At 71.8% G+C, this 18327-nt stretch carries 17 protein-coding genes; 4 read left to right on the plus strand and 13 right to left on the minus strand.

From position 1 onward, the window contains the following. Positions 1-14 precede the first annotated feature (14 nt). From speB to AB0D28_RS20650, 7 genes are read right to left on the minus strand one after another with little or no spacing between them, the layout of a single operon-like run. A complete protein-coding gene (speB, locus tag AB0D28_RS20620; RefSeq protein WP_357387958.1) occupies positions 15-1028 on the minus strand; it encodes an agmatinase in 1014 nt (337 codons plus the stop codon). Then, a complete protein-coding gene (locus tag AB0D28_RS20625) occupies positions 1025-2227 on the minus strand; it encodes a saccharopine dehydrogenase C-terminal domain-containing protein (RefSeq protein WP_357387960.1) in 1203 nt (400 codons plus the stop codon). The genes speB and AB0D28_RS20625 overlap by 4 nt, the downstream gene beginning before the upstream one ends. Next, positions 2227-3648, minus strand: a complete 1422-nt coding sequence (locus AB0D28_RS20630) for an FAD-dependent oxidoreductase (RefSeq protein ID WP_357387962.1) — start codon at positions 3646-3648, stop codon at positions 2227-2229. Before AB0D28_RS20630 ends, AB0D28_RS20625 begins: the two co-directional genes overlap by 1 nt. After that, the gene (locus AB0D28_RS20635; RefSeq protein WP_357387964.1) at positions 3645-4475 is read right to left on the minus strand and encodes an ABC transporter permease; all 831 of its coding nucleotides are present in this window, start codon (positions 4473-4475) and stop codon (positions 3645-3647) included. Before AB0D28_RS20635 ends, AB0D28_RS20630 begins: the two co-directional genes overlap by 4 nt. Before the next feature lie 58 nt (positions 4476-4533). Next, positions 4534-5442 carry an ABC transporter permease gene (locus AB0D28_RS20640; protein ID WP_357387966.1) on the minus strand — a complete coding sequence of 303 codons (909 nt, stop codon included), beginning with the start codon at positions 5440-5442 and terminating at the stop codon, positions 4534-4536. A 22-nt stretch (positions 5443-5464) separates the two neighbouring features. Beyond that, the gene (locus AB0D28_RS20645) at positions 5465-6622 is read right to left on the minus strand and encodes an ABC transporter ATP-binding protein (RefSeq protein WP_357387968.1); all 1158 of its coding nucleotides are present in this window, start codon (positions 6620-6622) and stop codon (positions 5465-5467) included. After that, complete coding sequence (locus AB0D28_RS20650; RefSeq protein WP_357387969.1) at positions 6619-7803, minus strand: spermidine/putrescine ABC transporter substrate-binding protein; 1185 nt, start codon at positions 7801-7803, stop codon at positions 6619-6621. Before AB0D28_RS20650 ends, AB0D28_RS20645 begins: the two co-directional genes overlap by 4 nt. 206 nt (positions 7804-8009) lie before the next feature. On the opposite strand from AB0D28_RS20650, the gene AB0D28_RS20655 reads away from it, so the two are divergent. The 3 genes from AB0D28_RS20655 to AB0D28_RS20665 all read left to right on the plus strand — a co-directional run bounded on the left by AB0D28_RS20655 (position 8010) and on the right by AB0D28_RS20665 (position 11402). Further along, entirely contained in the window at positions 8010-8522 is a 513-nt protein-coding gene (locus AB0D28_RS20655) for an Lrp/AsnC family transcriptional regulator (protein WP_357387970.1), read from the plus strand. Between the two features lie 148 nt (positions 8523-8670). After that, the gene (locus tag AB0D28_RS20660) at positions 8671-10017 is read left to right on the plus strand and encodes an aspartate aminotransferase family protein (protein ID WP_116504134.1); all 1347 of its coding nucleotides are present in this window, start codon (positions 8671-8673) and stop codon (positions 10015-10017) included. Between the two features lie 5 nt (positions 10018-10022). Next, a complete protein-coding gene (locus AB0D28_RS20665) occupies positions 10023-11402 on the plus strand; it encodes an FAD-dependent oxidoreductase (protein WP_357387988.1) in 1380 nt (459 codons plus the stop codon). Positions 11403-11527: 125 nt separating this feature from the next. Here AB0D28_RS20665 and AB0D28_RS20670 read toward each other — a convergent pair whose 3' ends face one another. Beyond that, positions 11528-11899, minus strand: a complete 372-nt coding sequence (locus AB0D28_RS20670) for a DUF3499 domain-containing protein (RefSeq protein WP_357387972.1) — start codon at positions 11897-11899, stop codon at positions 11528-11530. Between the two features lie 153 nt (positions 11900-12052). Here AB0D28_RS20670 and AB0D28_RS20675 point away from each other — a divergent pair, with 153 nt between their 5' ends. Continuing rightward, a complete protein-coding gene (locus AB0D28_RS20675; protein WP_357387974.1) occupies positions 12053-12502 on the plus strand; it encodes a metallopeptidase family protein in 450 nt (149 codons plus the stop codon). A gap of 101 nt (positions 12503-12603) precedes the next feature. Here the strand turns inward: AB0D28_RS20675 and AB0D28_RS20680 are convergent, their stop codons facing one another. The 5 genes from AB0D28_RS20680 to AB0D28_RS20700 form a co-directional block, all read right to left on the minus strand. Next, positions 12604-12864, minus strand: a complete 261-nt coding sequence (locus AB0D28_RS20680) for a WhiB family transcriptional regulator (protein WP_013284161.1) — start codon at positions 12862-12864, stop codon at positions 12604-12606. Positions 12865-13323: 459 nt separating this feature from the next. Further along, positions 13324-13662: a phospholipase gene (locus AB0D28_RS20685; RefSeq protein ID WP_357387976.1), complete on the minus strand. Its 339-nt coding sequence runs from the start codon at positions 13660-13662 to the stop codon at positions 13324-13326. A gap of 13 nt (positions 13663-13675) precedes the next feature. Next, complete coding sequence (locus AB0D28_RS20690; protein ID WP_357387978.1) at positions 13676-15073, minus strand: DUF4331 domain-containing protein; 1398 nt, start codon at positions 15071-15073, stop codon at positions 13676-13678. Positions 15074-15144: 71 nt separating this feature from the next. Continuing rightward, positions 15145-15438, minus strand: coding sequence for a hypothetical protein (locus AB0D28_RS20695; protein WP_357387980.1), 294 nt, complete (start codon positions 15436-15438; stop codon positions 15145-15147). A gap of 150 nt (positions 15439-15588) precedes the next feature. Then, complete coding sequence (locus AB0D28_RS20700; protein ID WP_357387982.1) at positions 15589-18114, minus strand: bifunctional FO biosynthesis protein CofGH; 2526 nt, start codon at positions 18112-18114, stop codon at positions 15589-15591. Positions 18115-18327 lie beyond the last annotated feature (213 nt).

An 18327-nucleotide genomic window follows, 5' to 3' on the forward strand; every position in this document is an offset into this window, starting at 1 on the left:
TGCCGGGGTAGCGGTCAGCGGCCGTCCAACAAGGGCTGGGTGGGGTTCCACTGGGTTCCGCCGGCGGCGTCGCGGCGGCGGCGGGCTATCGCGGACAGGGCCTCCAGCACCACCCGGTTACCCAGGTACGCGGTGATGTCGGCGTGGTCGTACGGCGGGGCGACCTCGACCACGTCCAGCCCGACCACAGGCAGCTCGTAACAGACCCGGCGGACCGCGTCGAGCAGTTGCCGGGAGGTGAACCCGCCCGGCTCGGGCGTGCCGGTGCCGGGTGCCATGCCGGGGTCGACCACGTCCACGTCGACGGAGAGGAAGACGCCCTCGCACTCGTCGGTCGCGATGCCGAACGCCTCGGTCAGGCAGGTGTCCAGCCCGCGCGCCACGATCTCGGTCATCTCGTACGAGCGCATCCGCTGCTCCGCCATCCACGCCAGCGTGTCCGGGCCGGGCCAGTAGCCGCGCAGCCCGATCTGGAGGAAGCGGTCGCCGCGTACCGCGCCGGACTCGATCAGCCGGCGCATCGGCTGGCCGTGCCCGTGCAGTGAGCCGAACTCGACGTCGCCGGTGTCGGCGTGCGCGTCGAAGTGCACGAGTGACACCCGGCCGAGCCCGTGGTGCCGGGCCACGCCCGTCGCGTCCGGCAGCGCGATGGAGTGGTCGCCGCCGAGGACCACCGGGATCGCCCCGGCGGCGGCGACCGCGTGCACGGCGGTCTCCAGTGCGGCGAGCGAACGTTCGATGTCGCCGCTGAACATCTCCACGTCGCCGGCGTCGTAGACGCACAGGTCCTTCAGCCCGTCCACGCGCAGCGCCAGCGACGGGCGGGAGCCGTCGTGCGGCAGGTAGCAGGCCTGCCGGATGGCTGACGGCCCGAACCGGGTGCCCGGCCGGTGCGAGGTGCCGCCGTCGAACGGCGCGCCGATGATCACGACGTCCGCGTCGGCGTACGTGACCGGCTCCTCGACTGTGCACGGCGGCACGCCGAGGAACGTGATGTCGGGGCCGAACATCGGGCCGTACCGGGTCATCGTTCCTCCATCCCCCACGGCGAACCGTAGCCGGTGAGCAGGTCCAGGAAGGGGACCGGCGGGAACGCCTCCGGCCCGAGCACGCCCGTGCCCGTCCACGCACCGGTGGCGAGCAGTTCCAGCGCGACGACCGGGTTGACGGCGGTCTGCCAGACCACAGCCTGGTGGCCGTACTCGGCCATCGACCACTCGTTGTCGACCACGTGGTACAGGTAGACGCGACGTGGCCGCCCGTCCGGGCCGGTGCCGGTGACGTACGTGCCGGCGCAGGTCTTGCCGCTCATCCGGTCGCCGAGCGTGGCCGGGTCGGGCAGCGCGGCGGCCACCAGGTCACGCGGGGACACCTCGACGCCGCGTACCCGCACCGGTTCGGTCGAGTCGAGGCCGAGCTTGTGCAGCGTGCGCAGGACCTCGATGAACTCGGCGCCGAGGCCGTACTTGAAGGTGACCCGCTTCGCCTCGACCCAGCGCGGGATGAGCAGCACCTCCTCGTGCTCGACGTTGACACACTCGACCGGGCCGATCCCGGCCGGGAAGTCGAACACCTCCGGCTCGCTGAACGGTTCGGTGGTGAACCAGCCACGCCCGGCCTCCCAGATCACCGGCGGGTTGAGGCACTCCTCGATGGTGGTCCAGATGGAGAACGAGGGCGCGAACTCGTAGCCGGCGACCGTCAGGTTCGCGCCGTCGCGTACCCCGATCTCGTCGATCTCGGCGAAGAGTTCGTCGGCGGCGTAGCGGGCGAAGACGTCGGACAGGCCCGGTTCGACGCCGATGCCGCACAGCGCCAGCCGGCCGGCGTCGGCCCACCGCTGTGCGACGGCGAACTGCTCGTCGCCGAGCTTGACCCCGGTCTCGGCGTAGGGACGCTCGGGGTGCGGCCGGGACAGCGACATCGCCATGTCGAGGTAGTCGGCCCCGGCGGCGAACGCGCCGTCGAAGATCGGCATGACGAAGCGGGGGTCGACCGCGTTGAGGACGTGGGTGATCCGGTGTTCCCGGCACAGCGCGGCCACCGCGTCGGCGCAGGAGGCGTCGACCGTGGCGGCGACGAACCGGTCGCCGTGCCCGGCGACGGCCCGCTCGGCGCGCGCCGGGTCGTGGTCGGCGACCACCATGGTCTCGAAGAAGGAACGGCGGGCGGCGATGGATACGGCGGCGGAGCCGACGCCACCGGCGCCGACGAGCAGGATACGCATCAGGAGTCGAACCCCAGTCCAAGACGGTCGAGAGTACGGAGCCAGAGGTTGCGCCGGCCGTCGTGCGCGTCGGCGCGGGCGAGCGACCAGCGGGTGAGGTTGATGCCGACGGACCGGACCGGTTCCGGCGGGAACGGCAGCGGCTTGCGGCGCACCAGGTCGAGCCGGGTCAGCGGGGTGTCGGTGCCGGAGAGCAGGTCGAGCGTCACGCGGGCGCCGAACCGGGTCGCGCCGACGCCGAGCCCGGTGAACCCGGCCGCATACGCCAGGCGCCCGGAGTAGGCGGTGCCGAAGAACGCGCAGAACCGGGTGCAGGTGTCGATGACGCCGCCCCAGCGGTGACTGAACCGCAGCCCGTCCAGTTGCGGGAACGTGGTGAAGAAGTGCGCCGCCAGCGTGTCGAAGGTGGCCTCACGCTGCTCCAGCGCGGGCGCCACCCGGTTGCCGTAGTGGTAGATCGCGTCGTAGCCGCCGAACAGGATGCGGTTGTCGGCGGTGAGCCGGTAGTAGTGGAACTGGTTGCCGGTGTCGGCGAGCCCCTGCCGGTGCCGCCAGCCGATCGCGTCGCGCTGCGCCCCGGTCAGCGGCTCGGTCATCAGCGCGTAGTCGTAGACCGGCACGACCCAGGAGCGCAGCCGGCGCAGCAGCGGCGGGAACGCGTTCGTGGCGAGCACGACCTGCCGCGCCCGTACCGCGCCGGGCACCGCGTCAGCGCCGCCCGCCGTGGTGGCGCGCAGCGCGGCGCCGTCGTCGGCCAGGCCGGTGACACGGGTGTGCTCGTGCACGCGTACGCCCAGGTCGAGTGCGGCCCGGCGCAGTCCCCAGGCGAGCTTCGCCGGGTCGAGCAGGGCCACCCGGTCGGCGTCCCACATCCCGCCCAGGTACGTCGGCGACGCCACCTCGGCGCGTACCTCGTCGCGGTCGAGCAGCCGCACGTCGTGGCCGTACCGGCGGGCCAGCTCGGCGTCGGCGGCGAGCCCGTCCAGCTGGTACGGCTCGACCGCCACCGCCAGCTCACCGGTGCGTTCGAAGTCGCAGTCGATGTCGTACTTCGCCACGGTGGCGGCGATGGCGTCCAGGTTCTCCCGGCCCAGCCGCTCCAGCTCGGCGATCTCGCCGGGGAACCGTTCGACGCCGTTGGCGAGCCCGTGGGTGAGCGACGCGGCGCAGAACCCGCCGTTGCGCCCGGACGCCGCCCAGCCGCACGTGCCCGCGTCGACGAGCAGCACGTCGCGGTCCGGGTCGGCCTCCTTCGCCAGCAGCGCGGTCCACAGCCCGGCGTACCCGCCGCCGACCACGAGCAGGTCGGCGGCGTGCGACCCGGACAGCGGCGGCAGCGGGTCGGGCCGAACCGGGCGGTCCAGCCAGTACGGCACGGGCGCGGCGTCGGCCAGCGCCCGGCCGGTATGCGGCAGTGTCATGGCTTCCCCGCGGGTGTGGCGACCACCGCGAGGGCGGCGCGTCGGGCCCGCCGCCCGCGCAGCGAGGTGACCCCGACCAGCAGCAACGCGATCACGAACATGGCCGTGCCGATCACGTTCACCTGCGGCGGGATGCCCCGCTGGGAGGCGCCCCAGACGTACATGGGGAACGTGACTGTGGTGCCGGCGTTGAAGTTCGTGATGATGAAGTCGTCGAAGCTGAGCGAGAACGCCAGCAGCGACGCGGCCATGATGCCGGGCAGCACGAGCGGCAGCGTGATCCGGCGGAACGTCTGCCACTCGCTGGCGTACAGGTCCATGGCGGCCTCCTCCAGCCGCCGGTCCATGCCGGCGAGCCGGGCCTTCACGGTGACCACCACGAACGACAGGCAGAACATGACGTGCGCGATGACGATGGTCCAGAAGCCCTGCGGCACCCCGGCGGCCACGAACAGGGCGAGCAGCGAGGTGCCCATCACCAGTTCCGGGGTGGCCATCGGCAGGAAGATCAGCCCGTTGAGCCCGGACCGGCCCCGGAAGGTGTGCCGGACCAGCGCGAACGCCATCAGCGTGCCGAGGAGTGTGGAGACGACCGTGGCGATCAGGCCGATCTGCATGCTGCGCACCACGGCATCGCACATGTCCGAGGTGGCGCAGGGCTGCTTCCAGTTGTCGAGCGTGAACTCGTTGAAGTCGTAGGAGAGCCGGCTGGAGGGCCGGTTGAAGGAGAGCCCGGCGACCACCATGATCGGCAGCGTCAGGTAGCCGAGGACGAGCAGTGCCACGCCCATCACCCACCGGTCGGCTAGCCAGCGCCTGAGTCTCATCAGAGCCTGCCTCCATTCGCGACTGCGGGGCTCCGCTTCGCTGCGCTCCTCGCGCTCATCAGAGCACCTCCTCCGTGCCGGCCTTCCGCAGGTAGACGAAGACGATCGCCAGGATCGCGGCCATCAGCAGGAACGACAGCGCCGCGCCCTGCGGATAGTCCAGCCGGACCAGGAACGCCGAGTCGATGACGTTGCCGATCATGTACTCGTTCGGGGTACCGAGCAGTTCGGCGTTGATGTAGTCACCGGTGGCCGGAATGAAGAACAGCAGCGTGCCGGCGATCAGGCCGGGCATCGACAGCGGCAGCGTCACCCTGGCGAACGCGCGCGCCGGGCTCGCGTACAGGTCGCTCGCCGCCTCGAGCAGCCGGGGATCGAGCCGCTCCAGGCTCGCGTACAGAGGCAGCACCAGGAACGGCAGGAAGTTGTACGTCAGGCCGAGCACCACGGCGATCGGCGTGGCCAGCAGCCGGCCGTCCGGGCCGAGCAGGTGCACGTCGCGCAGCAGCCCGACCAGCGCGCCGTTGTCCGACAGGATGGTCTTCCAGGCCAGCGTGCGCACCAGGAAGCTGGTGAACATCGGCGCGACCACCGCCACCAGCAGCAGGTTCTTCCACCGGCCGGCCTTCTGCGCGATCGCGTACGCCAGCGGGTAGCCCATCAGCAGCGCGAGCACCAGCGCGATGGCCGAGTAGAGGAAGGACCGGGAGAACTGCGGCCAGTACGCCTGCAACGCCTCCGGGTAGTTGCTGAACGCCCAGGTCATGGCGTACCCGGTGGAGAGCGACCCGGCCGGGTCGTAGAGGCTGGCCGAGGCGAGCTGTACCAGCGGGAGCGCGAAGAAGACGAGCAGCCAGACCGCGCCGGGCAGCAGCAACAGGTACGGCAGGAGGCGGCTGCGCCCGCGCCGCACCGGCGGTGGCGCCGGTTTCCCGGCGGAGGTCGGTACGTGGGCCAGCGCGCTCATGCCGCCACTCCGCTTCGCTCGCTCATGGCAGCGCACCCACCGGCGGCTCGTCGAGCAGCGGCGCGGTCTGGTCGTCCTCACCGGCGGCCCGGGGCAGCAGGAACGCGTGCCGCGGATCCCAGTGCGCGGTCACCGCCGTGCCGACCGCCAACTGACCGCCCAGCCCGCTGTTAGCGGCGAACGCGGTCAGCTCGCTCCCCCACGCGGTGCGCACCAGGTACTGGGTGCTCACCCCGACGTAGGAGGCATCGGTGACGACGCCGCCGACGTGCTGGTGCCCGGCCGGCACCCGGTCCGGGCCGTCGGCCAGGTGCAGCTTCTCCGGACGTACGCCGAGGAAGGCCGGACCGTCGGTGAGCCGGGCCCGGCCGGCGGGCACCGAGAAGCGCGCGCCGTGCGCCGTGACCAGCACGTCGTCTGCGGCGCGACCGTCGGCTTCGGCGGCGAGCAGGTTGGACTGGCCGAGGAAGTTCGCCACGAACGCGGTGGCCGGGTACTCGTAGATGTCGGCGGGCGCACCGAGTTGCTCGATCCGGCCGGCGTTCATCACCGCGACCGTGTCGGCCATCGTCATGGCCTCCTCCTGGTCGTGGGTGACGTGCACGAACGTGATGCCGACCTCGGTCTGGATCCGCTTCAGCTCGATCTGCATCTGCCGGCGCAGCTTGAGGTCGAGCGCACCGAGCGGCTCGTCGAGCAGCAGCACCTGCGGGTGGTTGATGAGCGCCCGGGCCAACGCGACGCGCTGCTGCTGGCCGCCGGAGAGCTGGGCCGGACGGCGGCGGCCGTAGCCTTCGAGCTGGACCAGCGCGAGCATCCGCTCGACCTGGTCACCGACCTTGCGGATGCCGCGGCGGCGCAGCCCGAACGCCACGTTCTCGTGGATGTCCAGGTGCGGGAAGAGGGCGTAGCTCTGGAACACGGTGTTCACCGGCCGCTTGTACGGCCGCAGCCCGGCGATGTCCTGCTCGCCGAGCAGCACCTTTCCGCTGGTGGGCTGCTCCAGCCCGGCGATCATCCGCAGCGTGGTGGTCTTGCCGCAGCCGGACGCGCCGAGCAGGGCGAAGAACGAGCCCTGCGGGATGGTGAGGGTGAGGTCGTCGACGGCGGTGAAGACGCCGAAGCGCTTGGTCAGGTCGACCAGTCGCAGGTCACCGGCCGGGGTCTGCTGCCCCTTCACGCGCCGATCACCTGCTGGAACTTGGTCTCGTACTCCTTCTCCTGCGCCTCGTCGAGCGCCATGAAGACCTTGGCCTTGGACAGCATCGCGTCGTCCGGGAAGATCAGCGGGTTCTTCGCCAGATCCGGGTCGATCTTCTCCATCTCGGCCTGCGCGCCCTGCACGGGGCAGATGTAGTTGACGTACGCGGCCAGCTTCGCCGCCACCGCCGGGTCGTAGTAGTGGTTCATCAACGCCTCGGCGTTGGCCTTGTGGGTGGCCTTGTTCGGCACCAGCATGTTGTCCGACCAGAGCATCACGCCGGACTCGGGCACCACGAACTTGATCTTCTCGTCGTCGAAGCCGAGCTGCACCACGTCGCCGGACCAGCCGATGCACGCGGCGATGTCACCCTTGGCCAGGTCGGGCGCGTAGTCGTTGCCGGTGAAGCGCCGGATCTGCTTGCTGTCCACGGCCTTCTTGAGCTTGTTCAGCGCGTCGTCGAACTGGGCCGACGTGAACTTGGCCGGGTCGTGGCCGAGCGACTGGAGCAACAGGCCGATGGTGTCGCGCATCTCCGACAGCACAGTCACCTTGCCCTTGAGATCGGGGCGGGTGAGCAGCTCGTCGACAGTGCGGATCTCCTTTGTGACGTTGGCGTTGTACGCGAGCCCGGCCAGGCCGGACTGCCACGGGACGGCGAGCTGGGTCTCGGCGTCGAAGGAGCGACCGCGCAGCGACTGCAGCAGGTTCGCCTCGACGTTCGGCATCTTCGACTTGTCAAGCTTCTGCACCCAGCCGAGGCGGATCACCCGGGCGGCCATCCAGTCGGTGAGCACCATGATGTCCCGGCCGGTGCTCTGACATCCGGCGAGCTGGTTGCGTACCTTGCCGAAGAACTCGTTGTTGTCGTTGACGTCCTCGGTGTACGTCACCTGGATGCCGGAGGCGGCGACGAAGGCGTCGAGCGTCGGGCGCTTCGACTCGTCCTTCTCGTCGGTGTCCATGTACTGCGGCCAGTTCGAGAAGGCGACCTTCTTCTCGGTGGCGGACAGGTCCTCGCTCTTGCATCCGGCTTCGGTCTGCTGGGCGCCCTTGGTCCCGCAGCCGGCCAGGGTGCCCGCGGTGGCGAGCAGTGCGGCCGAGCCGACGGTCCCGGTGAGCAGACCACGCCGGGTGAGGGGCCGGAGGGGACGACGCATGTGACGACTCCTTGGGGGGCATCGTCGGCGGCGGGACGGAGGGGCGCGCCGGCGGGAGGGTCAGTGGCGATGGACGACTGATCCTGACATGAGAAACCATCACTCACAAGGGATTCCGTTGCCGGAATAGCTAGTCACCACGAATTACGCCAGACTGCGTCGGGGCATTACGCTCGACACCGAGAATCGGACACAAGGAGCGCTCGATGGTCAACCGGCATCAGGAGAACGGAAACGGCGGCCGTCGCGTCACTGTGCGTGATGGTGCCAACCACGCTCTGCTCGATGACGTGGCCAAGCAGATCATCGAGCAGCTCCAGGAGGACGGGCGCCGCCCGTACGCGAGCATCGGCAAGGCGGTCGGACTCTCCGAGGCGGCCGTACGCCAGCGGGTGCAGCGGCTGCTCGACGCGGGCGTCATGCAGATCGTCGCGGTCACCGATCCGCTCCAGCTCGGCTTTCCCCGCCAGGCCATGATCGGGCTGCGCACCGACGGCGACCTGGAGTCGGTCGCCGACCGGCTGGCCGAGTTCGAGGAGATCGACTACGTGGTGATCACCGCCGGCTCGTTCGACCTGCTGGCCGAGGTGGTCTGCCGCAACGACGCGCACCTGCTGGAGATCCTGCAGAGGCTGCGCGGGGTTCCCGGCGTGCTCTCCACCGAGGCGTTCGTCTACCTGAAGCTGCGCAAGCAGACCTACAGCTGGGGCACCGCCTGATGCGGATTCCGTTGGCGTGACGCTCAGGCGACGCTGAATTCGTCGCCCTGAGGCTTGTTCACTTGCCTTATCGGCACCGCCTGTGGGATAACCGTGGGCAGAGCGGCCGGTGTCACCCCTGACCGGCCCGAGACCCGATGGGGCTGACATGGCCAACGCCACCGACCACCTGTGGATGCACTTCACCCGCATGGCGAGCTACCCCGCCGGCGAGGTTCCGACAATCGTCCGGGGCGAGGGCGCGTACGTCTGGGACGCGCAGGGCCGCCGCTACCTGGACGGGCTGGCCGGGCTGTTCGTCGTCAACGCCGGCCACGGCCGCGCCGAACTGGCCGAGGCCGCCGCGAAGCAGGCCGGCGAGCTCGCCTACTTCCCGCTCTGGTCGTACGCCCACCCGAAGGCCGTCGAGCTGGCCGAGAAGATCGCCACGCTCACGCCCGGCGACCTGAACCGGGTCTTCTTCACCACCGGCGGCTCGGAGGCCGTCGAGGCGGCGTGGAAGCTGGCCCGGGCCTACTTCAAGCGCACCGGCAAGCCCACCAAGCACAAGGTGGTCAGCCGCTACATCGCCTATCACGGCACGTCGATGGGCGCGCTGTCGATCACCGGGCTGCCCGGCATCAAGACCGACTTCGAGCCGCTGGTCCCGGGCGGCATCAAGGTGCCGAACACCAACTTCTACCGGGCCCCCGAGCACGGCGACGACCCCGAGGCGTTCGGCCGCTGGGCCGCCGAGGAGATCGGCCGGGCGATCGAGCGGGAGGGCCCGGAGACGGTCGCCGCCGTCTTCCTGGAGCCGGTGCAGAACTCCGGCGGCTGCTTCCCGCCGCCGCCCGGCTACTTCGAGCGGGTCCGCGAGATCTGCGACGCCTACGACGTGCTGCTGGTCAGCGACGAGGTGATCTGCTCCTGGGGCCGGCTCGGCGAGTACTTCGGCGCCGTCCGCTACGGCTACCAGCCGGACATCATCACCACCGCCAAGGGCATCACCTCCGGCTACGCCCCGCTCGGCGCGATGATCGCCAGCGAGCGGCTGATGGAGCCGTTCCTCACCGAGACCGGCATGTTCGCGCACGGCGTGACGTTCGGCGGGCACCCGGTCTCCTGCGCCGTGGCGCTGGCCAACCTGGAGGTGTTCGCCCGCGAGGACCTGATCGGGCACGTCCGCGCCAACGAGGGCGCGTTCCGGTCCACCCTGGAGAAGCTGTACGACCTGCCGATCGTCGGCGACGTCCGGGGCGACGGCTACTTCTACGGCATCGAGCTCGTAAAGGACAAGACGACCCGGGAGACGTTCGACGAGGCCGAGTCCGAGCGGCTGCTGCGCGGCTTCCTGTCCACCGCGCTGTTCGACGCCGGGCTCTACTGCCGGGCCGACGACCGGGGTGACCCGGTCGTGCAGCTCGCCCCGCCGCTGATCGCCGACCAGCAGCACTTCGACGAGATCGAGCAGATCCTGCGCGCGGTGCTGACCGAGGCGTGGTCGCGGCTCTGACCCCGATGACCGACTACCGGCACCTGTCGTACTGGCTGTCCGGCCTGGAAGAACCGCTGACACCGCGACCCGGGTTGCCCGGCGACACGGACGCCGACGTGGCGATCGTGGGCGCCGGGTACACCGGGTTGTGGACGGCCTACTACCTGGCCGAGGCCGACCCCACGTTGCGCGTCGTCGTGCTGGAGCGGGAGATCGCCGGGTACGGCGCGTCAGGGCGCAACGGCGGCTGGTGCTCGGCGCTGTTCCCCACCTCGCTGCCGGCGCTGGCCCGGCGGCACGGCCGGGACCGGGCACTGGCCATGCAGCGGGCCATGCACGACACGGTCGCCGAGGTGGGGCGGGTCGCCGCCGCCGAGGGCATCGACTGCGACTGGCGGGCCGGCGGCACGGTGACACTGGCCCGCAACGAGGCGCAGCTCCAGCGGGCCCGGGCCGAGGTCGCCCAGGCCCACGCGCACGGGCTGACCGACGACGACCTGACGCTGCTCGACGCCGGCGAGGCCGCCGCGCGCTGCGCAGCCGACGGGGTACGCGGCGGCACGTACACGCCGCACTGCGCCGCCGTGCACCCGGCGAAGCTGGTCCGGGGCCTGGCCCGGGCGGTGGAACGCCGGGGCGTACGCATCCACGAGCGCACCCCGGTGACCGCGTTGCGGCCGGGCGCGGCGGTGACCCCGGCGGGCGTGGTCCGGGCACCGGTGGTGGTCCGCGCGACCGAGGGCTACACGCCGGGGCTACCCGGCCAGCGGCGGACGGTGGCCCCTGTCTACTCGCTGATGGTGGCCACCCCGCCGCTGCCCGAGGAGACCTGGGCGCGGATCGGGCTGGCGGAGCGGGAGACGTTCTCCGACTACCGGCACGTCATCGTGTACGGCCAGCGCACCGCCGACGGCCGGCTCGCGTTCGGCGGGCGGGGCGCGCCCTACCACTACGCCTCCCGGGTGCGGCAGGGATTCGACCGGGAGCCCCGGGTGTTCGCGGCGCTGCGCCGGGCGCTCGGGGAGCTGTTCCCGGTGCTCGGGCCGGACGCGCCGGTGACGCACGCCTGGGGCGGGCCGCTCGGCGTGGCCCGGGACTGGGCCGCGTCGGTGGGGCTGGACCGCCGCACCGGGCTGGCCTGGGCCGGGGGCTACGTCGGTGACGGCGTCGGCACCAGCAACCTCGCCGGGCGTACGCTCGCCGACCTGATCCGGGGCGTGGACAGCGACCTGACCGCGCTGCCCTGGGTGGGCCACCGCTCCCCGCGCTGGGAGCCGGAACCGCTGCGCTGGCTGGCGGTGAACGCCGGCCTGAGGGTCATGTCCTCAGCCGACCACACCGAGCACCGCACCCAGCGCCCGTCCCGCCGGGCCCAGACCTTCACCCGCTTCCTAGGCCACTGACCCACCCGGCTCCCACCCGGCTCTCACCCCGGCTCCCACGCCGTTGATCAAGGAGTTTGTGTCTTCCGGACACGGGTTCCGTGACACAAACTCCTTGATCAACGCGCGGAGGACCGGGGTGGGGGTCAGTGGTGGGGTGGGATTACCCGGAGGTGGCCCCGGCGGCCCTGCTGGGGGGTCTGGGGCTTCGTGGTGGGCTCGTCCTCGGGAGGGCGCGGTGGGGCGGGGCGGGCGGCCTCGCGTACCGCCTCGGCCAGCGCCACCAGGTCGTCGGTGGTGGGCGGCGGCGGCTCGAACTCGCCCTCGTGCCGCACCACGTCCCAGCCGCGCGGGGCGGTCAGGTTGCGGGCGTGCGGCTCGCACAGGTCGTACGTGTGCGGCTCGGCGAACGCGGCGAGCGGGCCCACCACAGCTGTCGACTCGTTGTAGACATAGGTCAGCGTGGCGACCGCTTGCCGGGGGCAGCCGTTACGGGAGCAGCGCCGTGGTGACCTCACCGCGGCAGGGTATCCCCATTACCGGGTCCGGCGCACCGCTTCGCGTTACGACACGCCCGTCTTGGTGATCACAATTCCACCGATCGACGCACCGGCACGCCGGACGGCCGCGCGACGGCGGGTGGACCGCCGGCCCGGGCTACCCTGTCCGACATGACGAGCCCCCAGAACCGCCGTCCCGGCTCCGGCCGGCGCACCCATCGTGACCGGCACGGTCGCGGGCTGCGCGGGCGGCTGGTGCCGGCCACCGTGCCGCTGGCCCGGACGAAGGCCGAGGTCTTCGACGATCTGGTGCTCGACACGGTGGAGTCGCTCGAACGCCGGTTCGCCAAGGAGCTGGCCGGGGTGGAGTTCGCAGTCGAGGACGTACCGCCGGATCTGAACGTCTACGACTCGGACGTGCTGGAGGACGGCGAGGTGCCGCTCGCCCGGCTGCTGCCCGGGCGTCCCGGCCGCCAGGAGGTGCCGCCGCGGATCGTGCTCTACCGGCGGCCGCTGGAGTTCCGCGCGATGGACCGCGAGGACCTCGCCGACCTGGTGCACGACGTGATCATCGAGCAGGTGGCGAACCTGCTCGGGGTCGACCCCGACGAACTGGCCTGACCTCGGCCGGCCCGGCTGGGCGCCGCCACCCGGCCGGACGCGCCGGCCGGACGGCGACCCGGGTCCGGGCGGCCCCCACCGCCCACGGACCCGTACGCGGATCAGGCGGCGACCCGCCGCTTGAGCTTGCGCCGCTCCCGCTCGGAGAGGCCACCCCAGATTCCGAACCGCTCGTCGTGGCCGAGCGCGTACTCCAGGCATTCCGTCTTCACTTCGCACCGCGAGCAGATGCGCTTCGCCTCGCGGGTCGAGCCGCCCTTCTCGGGAAAGAACGCCTCCGGGTCGGTCTGCGAGCAGAGCGCTCGCTCCTGCCACTCCGGCGCGTTCCCGAGCAGGTCGGCCACCTCGAGCTGGCCGTCCATCGATTGCCTCCTTGTCGCGCACCGGCGTCATTCGCCGCTGCAACCCCCCACGCGAAAGGCGTGCCTGTCCGTACGGTCACCATTTGTTGCGTTCCGTGCGAACAACCCCATTCAAATTACACGCGTGTAATGCGTGCGCCGTCAAGCCAAACTTGATAATGGAGTCGCCCTCCCGACACGTCCGGGACGACCGCCGCGGTCGCCCGTAGCCTCGCAACCTGCCCTATCGATTCAGACCCCGGACGAGTAACGCCCTCCCCGGCGAGTTGCCGGAAGTTTTCTGCCGTGGCGTATCGCCGACAGGCCGGCCGGACGCCCCCGCCGGCCGCTCGTACCAAGATCAGAATGGTGGGGCAAAGGGTAACGCGCCTCCCGCGGTACCGCCCGTCGAGCCGGCCGACGCCGACCGCGCCCCGTCCACCATGTGGACGGGGCGCGGGTTCCGGCGTGACTGACGGATCAGTCCAAGCGGGCTGGTGAGCTGGTGGGCCAGACGAATTCGGCGATCGACCCGCCGGTGACCGAGATCGCGCCGGCCGACGTCTTCTCGTCCCACCAGACGGTATAGACACCCGCCTCCAGATCCGGGTAGACGGCACTGTGGAAAACCCCGTCCCGGACGTGCCGCTCGCGTACGGCGGAGTGCGTCCGCGGACCGCCGAGGTCCACGCGGCTGATCTCGATCTCCCGGCCGTGCAGGTCCCGGCCGGTGTGGATGATCAGTGCGCCCCGGTCGCCGCCGAGGTCGAGCACGACGCTGCCGACCTCAGACGGGCCGAGATCGTGACGGTGTGACATTCGCCGGCTCCCGTCAGGACTTCTTCGCCTGCGGGTTGCCGAACCCGTCGTACGGCGTACCGAGGAACGGGAAGTCGGCCAGGAACGGCGCGGTGACGTCGGCCGCGCTCAGGCCCGGTGTCACGGCCGCCGCCGCGGCGTCCGGCCGGAACGTCTTGTCGACGAGCGGCACGGTCAGCCCGGCGATGGCACGCAGCGCGATCGTCACCACGTCGTCGGCGACCCGGCGGCCGTTGGGGAACCCGGCCAGATCGCCGCCGAGCACGCCGAACCGGTCCGGCTTGCCGGTGGGCCGGATCGCCGTGTTCAACCGCAGCATGTCCGCCTGCGTGTCGCCGGTGGTGTTGGCGAAGCCGTCGATCAGTCCGGCCGGGATGCCGGTGAGCAGGATCGCCACCAGGTCGGCGCGCGGCTTCTTGGACTTGTTCAGCGCGTCCAGGTTTCCGAACACGCCCGGGTAGAGCGCCGGCAGCAGCGCGGCCAGCTCGGGCCGCTCGACGAACCCGGCGAACCGCTTGTCCTCCGACGGCGGCAGCGTGTTCCACAGGTCCTTCCTGGACATCGGCACGACGACCTCGTTGAACAACGGGTTACCGAGCCGCGACACCTGGGTGAAGGGCCCGGCTGCGGTGTCGGCGGACACCCGGTCACCGAGCACCCGCACCTGCTGGCGGGACGCGCTGGTCCAGACCCCGATCGTCGAGGCACGGTCGGCGTAGCCGTAGCGGGCGGCCTTGCGGCGTACCTGGTTCAGCGGCACCTGCACGGCGAGGGAGTGCACGTTGAGCCGGTCCAGCGCGTTGACCGGCTCCCCCTCGTTCCGGAACAGCTTCTTGCCGGCGACGTGCAACTGCTGGAACGGCCGCAGCGTACCCAGGTCGAACACCGCGCCCAGGTCGACGAAGAAACCGTCGGCACGCTGGCCGGCGAAGACCTTCTCGCCGGTGGACAGCTTGAACGTCGCCTGCCGGACCAGGTTCTGGTAGTTCGGCGTGGAGAGCGGGCCGACGTTGCACGGCGGACAGGGCAGCTTGTGCGCCAGCACCCGGGCACGGCCGTCGGCGATCCGGGTCAGCCGGTAGAACTGCCGCCGGTTCCAGTTCTTGCTCTCCAGCGACTCGATCGGCCCGGTGTTGTAGAGAAAACTGTTCTGGTTCGTGATCTCGGTAGTGAATTCGAAACGATAGGTGACGTCCGGATAACCGTCTCCGTCGTTGTCGATGTGAATCTCGTACCGGACGTCGTCTCCGAACTCGAAGAAGTTCGGGCCGCCGGAGGGGAGCTGCACCGGCACGTAGTTGGCGATCAACGTGACGGTGTCCGGCTGGCTCGGCGTGACGAACGCGTACAGGTCGGAACTGTCGGCGACCGGATCCTTGGCGATCTCCGGGGCCTCGCGGTGAGAGGACATGGCGGACGCACCTTCGTCGGGGGAACGGAAAGCGGAACCGGCGCCGGGAAACCGCGCCGGCGGAGCGTGGATCAGCGCCGGCCGGCGGCGCGCACCAGGCGGTCGGCCAGGCCGCGGTCGCGCACCTCGACCCGGTTGGTACCGACGAAGACGTCCATGACGCCGGCGGCGGCGTCGCGCAGGTGGACCACGATCGGCTCGTCGCGCCGGCTCGCCGTGGGGGCGTTCTGGGCGGCGGACAGGCCCGGCACGGTGAGGGCGGCGGCGCCAAGTGTCGCGCTCGCCGCGGCGGTGAGCGTCTGCCTGCGGGTCAACCGCGGCCAGGTCCGCCGTTTCGGCGCGTCGGTGGTCTCGTCAGTGCTCATCGGCAACCTTTCCGGACCGGCGCCGCAGCGCCGCAGCGGGCCGGGCACCCGGACGCCGCCGGGCCCCGGTTCGGGGTCACCGGCGGCGGTCCTCGCCGAAACCGCCGCCGGCATCCACAGGTACGGCGCGCGGCGGGGAAAGGTTCGACCTCAGGCGCGGGCGTGACCGTACGCGGTCGTCCGCTTGCGGAACGGCCGCCCCGCAGCGGTGGCGATCGCGCGCAACTGCTCCTCGGTACGGGCCGACCCGTTGCCCGAGCCGGCCATCCGGGAGATGGTCTCCTCCATCAGCGTGCCGCCCAGGTCGTTGCAGCCGCCGCGCAGCATCGCCACGGTGCCCTCGTCGCCGAGCTTCACCCAGGAGCACTGGATGTTGTCGATCCGGCCGTGCAGCAGCAGCCGTGCCATCGCGTGCACCACCCGGTTCTCCCGCCAGGTCGGGCCCGGACGGGCGATGCCGGCCAGGTAGATCGGCGCGTTCGTGTGCACGAACGGCAGCGCCACGAACTCGGTGAACCCGCCGGTGCGGTCCTGCACGCCGGCCAGCACCCGGAAGTGGGCCAGCCACTGCCCCGGGTGGTCCACATGGCCGTACATCATCGTGGAGCTGGACCGGATGCCCAGCTCGTGCGCCGTGCTCACCACCTCGACCCAGGCGGCGGCCGGGAGCTTGCCCTTGGTGAGCACCCAGCGCACGTCGTCGTCGAGGATCTCGGCGGCGGTGCCCGGGATGGTGTCCAGCCCGGCCTCGCGGAGCCGCAGCAGCCACTCCCGCACCGGCACGCCGGCCTTCGCGGCGGCGGTGACGATCTCCATCGGGGAGAACGCGTGCACGTGCATGCCCGGCACCCGCGCCTTGATCGCGCGGACGATGTCGGCGTAACCGGTCACCGGCATCTTCGGGTCGATGCCGCCCTGGAGGCAGACCTCGGTCGCGCCCGCCACCCAGGCCTCCTCGGCGCGGTCGGCGACCTGCTCCAGGGAGAGCCGGAACGCGTCGGCGTCGCTCTCCCGCTGGGCGAACGCGCAGAAACGGCAGCCCACGTAGCAGACGTTCGTGAAGTTGATGTTGCGGTTGACCACGTAGGTGACGTCGTCGCCGACCGCGTCCCGGCGCGCGTCGTCGGCGAGCCGGCACAGCTCGTCCAGCGCCGGGCCGTCCGCGCCGAACAGCGCCAGCGCCTTGGCCTCGTGCGCCGGCGTGAGCAGCGCGGCCGGGTCGTCGGCGGCCAGCCGCAGGCCCGCGCGCAGGTCGGCGTCCGCGCCACCACCCGGGGGTACGCTCGCGCGCGCCTCCGGCGCCACCTTGCCGGCCACCTCGGCCCAGTCGCCGTAGACGCTGTCGAAGTCGCCCCGCCGGTCCCCGGTGCGGCCGGTGACGTCGATGGTGGCGTGCAGGTCCGTCCGGCCGCCGTAGACCTCCTCCGGCTCCTGCCACGGCCGGCCCACCGGGCGGGCCGTCTCGACCGCGAGCCCGGTGGCCGGGTCGGCGAGCGCTGTGACGTGCGGCAGCAGACGCGGATCGAGCCACGGCTCGCCCGCGCGGACGTACTCCGGGTAGACGGTCAGCCGCTCGCGCAGCGTGAACCCGGCAATCGCGGTACGCGCGGCCAGCTCCTCCAGGTGCGGCCAGGGCCGCTCCGGGTTGACGTGGTCGGGCGTGACCGGGGAGACGCCGCCCCAGTCGTCGATGCCGGCGCTCAGCAGCAGGTCGTACTCGCCCGCGATGAGGTTCGGCGGGGCCTGGATGCGGGCCTTCGGGCCGAGCAGCACCCGGGCCACCGCCACTGTGGCGGCCAGGTCGTGCAGCTCCGCGTCGGGCATGCCGCGCATCGCGGTGTCCGGCTTGGCGCGGAAGTTCTGCACGATCACCTCCTGGAGGTGGCCGTACTCCCGCATCGCCCGGCGGATCGCGAAGATCGCGTCGACCCGCTCCGCCCGGTCCTCGCCGATGCCGATCAGGATTCCGGTGGTGAACGGCACCCCGACCCGGCCGGCGTCGTCGAGCGCCCGCAGGCGTACCGCGGGCTCCTTGTCCGGCGAGCCGTAGTGCGGGCCGCCCGGTTCCGACCAGAGCCGGGTGGCCGTGGTCTCCAGCATCATGCCCATGCTCGGCGCGACCGGCTTGAGCCGCTGCAACTCCGACCAGGTGAGCACGCCCGGGTTCAGGTGCGGCAGCAGGCCGGTCTCCTCCAGCACCGCCACCGCGCAGGCGCGCAGGTAGTCCAGCGTCGAGTCGTACCCCCGCTCGTCCAGCCACCGGCGGGCCGCCGGCCACCGCTCCTCCGGCCGGTCACCGAGCGTGAAGAGCGCCTCCTTGCAGCCCTGCGCGGCGCCCTCGCGGGCGATCGCCAGCACCTCGTCGCGTTCCAGGTAGGCGGCGGGCAGCCGGTGCGGCACGGTGGCGAACGTGCAGTAGTGGCAGCGGTCCCGGCAGAGCCGGGTCAGCGGGATGAAGACCTTCTTCGAGTACGTGACCACGCCCGGCCGCCCGGCCTCGCGCAGCCCGGCGTCCCGGATGTCGGAGGCGATCCGGAGCAGCTCGTCGAGCATCGGCCCGCGCGCGGCCAGCAGCGCGCCCGCCTCGGCGGCGTCGAGCGCCCGGCCGGTGGCGGCCCGCCCCAGCGCCCGCCGGATGCTCGCCTCGGTCGGTTCGGGGTCGCTGCGATCAACCATCCGCCCAGCCTATGCGCTGCCGGACGCCTCGCCGCCCGCGCCCGGTTCCGGTCCGGGCAGCGGGACGCCGGCGGTGACCCGCCGCACGGCGACGGCCCGGACGCGTACGACCGGGGCGGCCGCGCGGCGGAACCGCCGGGGGGGGGGGCCGGGGGGGTCGGCGCCCCCCCCCCCCGGGGGCGGCGGGGGTGTTTGGGGGGGCGCGGGGGGGCG

The organism is Micromonospora sp. NPDC048169, from assembly GCF_040652815.1.
Lineage (GTDB): Bacteria > Actinomycetota > Actinomycetes > Mycobacteriales > Micromonosporaceae > Micromonospora.